Genomic DNA, 2,962 nt, shown 5'->3' on the forward strand with positions numbered 1-2,962 from the left:
GCCGGAGGTCGCCCGCGGGCGGGGCGGCCGCGGGCTGGGTCGCCGGCGCGGGCTGCGGCGAGACCGGGCGGATGCCGCGGGTCGCCGGCGCGTTCAGCCCCGGCTTCGGCCTGAGCGCATCGATGATGTCGGTCGCGGTCGGGTCGCGCGGCTGGGCGGAGGCCGGCGCCTGGGTCAGCATCAGCACCAGGGCGGCGGCGCCGGCGACGGTTCCGGCGATGGTGGTGCGTCGCATCTCATTCCTCCCCTGGATCGGGTCAGTCATGGGTCGGCGCCAGTCTACCCCACAGGCCCCGGGCCTGCCACGACGACCGACCCCTCGTACCAGCCCGCCGGAGGTGCGACCTTCGCGGACTGGCATCGGCGTCGTTTTGGCGCGCGGCCGCCCCGCCCCGCGCGATACCCGAGAGCAACAAGGTCAAGGCGTTGTGCTCCGGGCCTCAGACAATCGCGAGCCGGCGCCAGACGGCCAGCCGATGGTCGAGCACGCCCTTGGCGGTCTCGGCGACGCTGGCGCGCGCCTCGTCGGGGGCCAGCCGGCGGCCCTCCAGGGTGACGTGCTCGCCGCGCGCCGTGACCTCGCCGACGATCCAGTCCGCGACCATGCCGGGTTCCGGTGCGCAGCCGGCGGACAACGCGGCATAGACCTGCAGTTCGGCGGCGTAGGCGGGCAGGCCGTTGCCGAGCCGCGGGCTCGGCAGCACCAGTGAGCCGGTCGGCTCGCCGAAGGCGAAGCGGCGGGCCAGCGCCGCCCCCCAGCGCCGCGCCGCCTCGGCCGGCGCCGCCTCCGGAAAGGCGACATGCACGGCCTGGCGCGAGGCGATCAGCATCGCGAGGATCTCGGCGGGGGCGGTCGGCGTGCCGCCCTGGCCGGCGATCGCGGCAAGCTCTCCCGCGGTGCGCGGCCGCTCGGCCAGGGCGGCGAACACCGGCTCGTAGGCCGCCTGGGAGAGGGTCGCCTTGCCGCCGGGCACCTCGACCTCGTAGACGGGGTCCTCGCCGGATCGGACGGCCGCGAGCATGGCGCCCGACAGGATCGTGTGGCGCCGCGCCGGCGTCAGCGGGCGGGGCCCGCGCACGAAGATGTCGTGGCGGAAGGCGCGCTCGACGCAGAGATCCTTCGCCGTCTCGCGCGCCGCCTCGGTGGGCAGCCGCTCGATCACCGCGCGCTGCGCCTCGTCGAGGCAGAGATCGGGAAAGTTCTCGGGCAGCTCGGCCGCCGCGGCGAAGCTGAGCTTCGCCTCCGCCAGCGCGGCCGCCACCTCGGCGTGGAACATCGGCCGCCAGTTCTCGTTCAGGTACTCGTGCGCGAGATAGATCGCAGGAAGGCTGCGCTCGGCGCTCAGCACGCGCTGGACGAAGGGCGAGCGCTTGAGGTGGCGCGCATTCGCCGCGTTGAGATCGCGCGCCACCGCCATCGCCGCCTCGATGCGCCGGTCGCTGCGGCCGGCGACCGTCGCGCCGACCTCGGCGAGCAGGCGCCGCAGCCCCATCATCTCCTGCCAGCCGGGCAGCGCGTTGTAGCCGACATGCACCACTCCGCCCGGCTTCACCTGGCGGGCGAGGAAGCGCACGATCGCCGCGCGCGTCGCATCCGACACCCAGGCCCAGACGCCGTGCAGGCTGACGCAGTCGAAACGCGGCATCTCGGGCGGCGGGGCGGCCGCAAGTTCGGCGAAGTCGGCCTCGATATAGGCGATGTTGGCGAGCCCGGCCTCCGTGGCGAGCGCGCGGGCGAGCGCGATGTGGCCGGGGTTGAAGTCCACGGCCCAGACGCGCGCGCGCGGGTTCGCCGCAGCGATCGCGCCCGCCGTGAGCCCCACGCCGCAGCCGAGATCGCAGAAGGCGAAGTCCTCGGCCGCCATCGCATGCTCGACGCCGGCGACCGCGAGGGCGAGACCGAGATGCGCGGGGGCCTGGAGCGGGAAGAACCAGGGCAGGTAGTCGATGTCCGAGACGTAGCCGCCGCTCCAGCCGCTCATGCCCCTTCCCTTCGTGCCACCCCGGCGGAGACTGACCGGGCGCGCGCCATCGCCTCCACCGCGCGCGCCTGGAACACCGCCTCGCCCGCCGGGCGCGGATCGTCGCGCAGGCCGAGCCAGGTGGTCCAGCCCAGGCGCGGCGGCGTTCCCGTGCCGCCGAGCACCAGCCGCGGCACCGCCTCCGGCGCGACCAGCGGATTGACGGCGAAGTCGATGGCGGGCCCCACATAGCCGCGCACCAGATGCACGAGGTCGTCGAGCAGCCGCCCGCCGGGCAGCAGGGCGGCAAAGGCGGCCGCGTCGAGCGGGCCGAGCTGCAGCCGGAATGCGGCCTGCGGGTTCCAGGCACGGACACCGACCGCAGCATCGACGCCGAGCCGGCCATGCGCGCCGGGCGCGAAGCCCGGGCCGGGCAGACGGGTCCGTTCTGAGATCGGGATGTCGACCCAGGCGCCGACGAACTGCAGGACCCTGACGGGACGGCCGAGCAGGTCCGAGACCATCGCCTCGATGCGCGCCGCCGAAGGCGGCGACTGCGCGAACAGTCCGCCATAGAAGACCGGGACGGCATCGGCGACCCCGAGCCGGCCCGCGAGCCCCGGCGTGGCGAGGCCGATCACCGCGAGCAGCGCGCGCGTCACCGGATCGCTGCCGCCCGCCGGCGTCGCCTCGGCCAGCCGCGCGTGGCGGTACTTCACCGCCGCCCGCGCATAGAGCGAGAGCAGCCGATGCGTGAACAGGTCGAGCAGGTCGGCGAGCGCGGTGGAACGCGCGCGCGTCGCCGCGATCGCCATCTCCGTGTAGTGCCGCGGCAGGATGCCGCCTGGCCCGACCAGGCCGAGGAAGGTGACGCCGAGGCGTGGCGGGCCGCCCTCCTCGCCGGCGCGGAAGGAGGCGAGCTCGGCGGCCGGGAAGGCGAGGCTCGGCACGCTCGCAAGCCGCGCGACCTCGCGCGCGGGCTCGGCATCGCCGCCGAGCGG

2 protein-coding genes and 1 pseudogene are annotated in these 2,962 nt (G+C 75.4%); all 3 read right to left on the minus strand.

Annotation, left to right across the window (positions count from 1 at the left end; genetic code table 11):
• Window positions 1-235 (minus strand): annotated as a pseudogene (locus FK498_RS18225) (hypothetical protein); the annotation flags it as partial.
• Between the two features lie 205 nt (window positions 236-440).
• Window positions 441-1,982, minus strand: a complete 1,542-nt coding sequence (locus FK498_RS18230; protein WP_141857069.1) for a class I SAM-dependent methyltransferase — start codon at window positions 1,980-1,982, stop codon at window positions 441-443.
• A partial coding sequence (gene tssG / locus FK498_RS18235; RefSeq protein WP_141857071.1) for a type VI secretion system baseplate subunit TssG occupies window positions 1,979-2,962 on the minus strand: 984 nt, incomplete at its 5' end. The genes tssG and FK498_RS18230, both read right to left, overlap by 4 nt.

It is taken from the genome of Elioraea sp. Yellowstone, assembly GCF_006704265.1.
In the GTDB taxonomy this organism is placed as follows: domain Bacteria; phylum Pseudomonadota; class Alphaproteobacteria; order Acetobacterales; family Acetobacteraceae; genus Elioraea.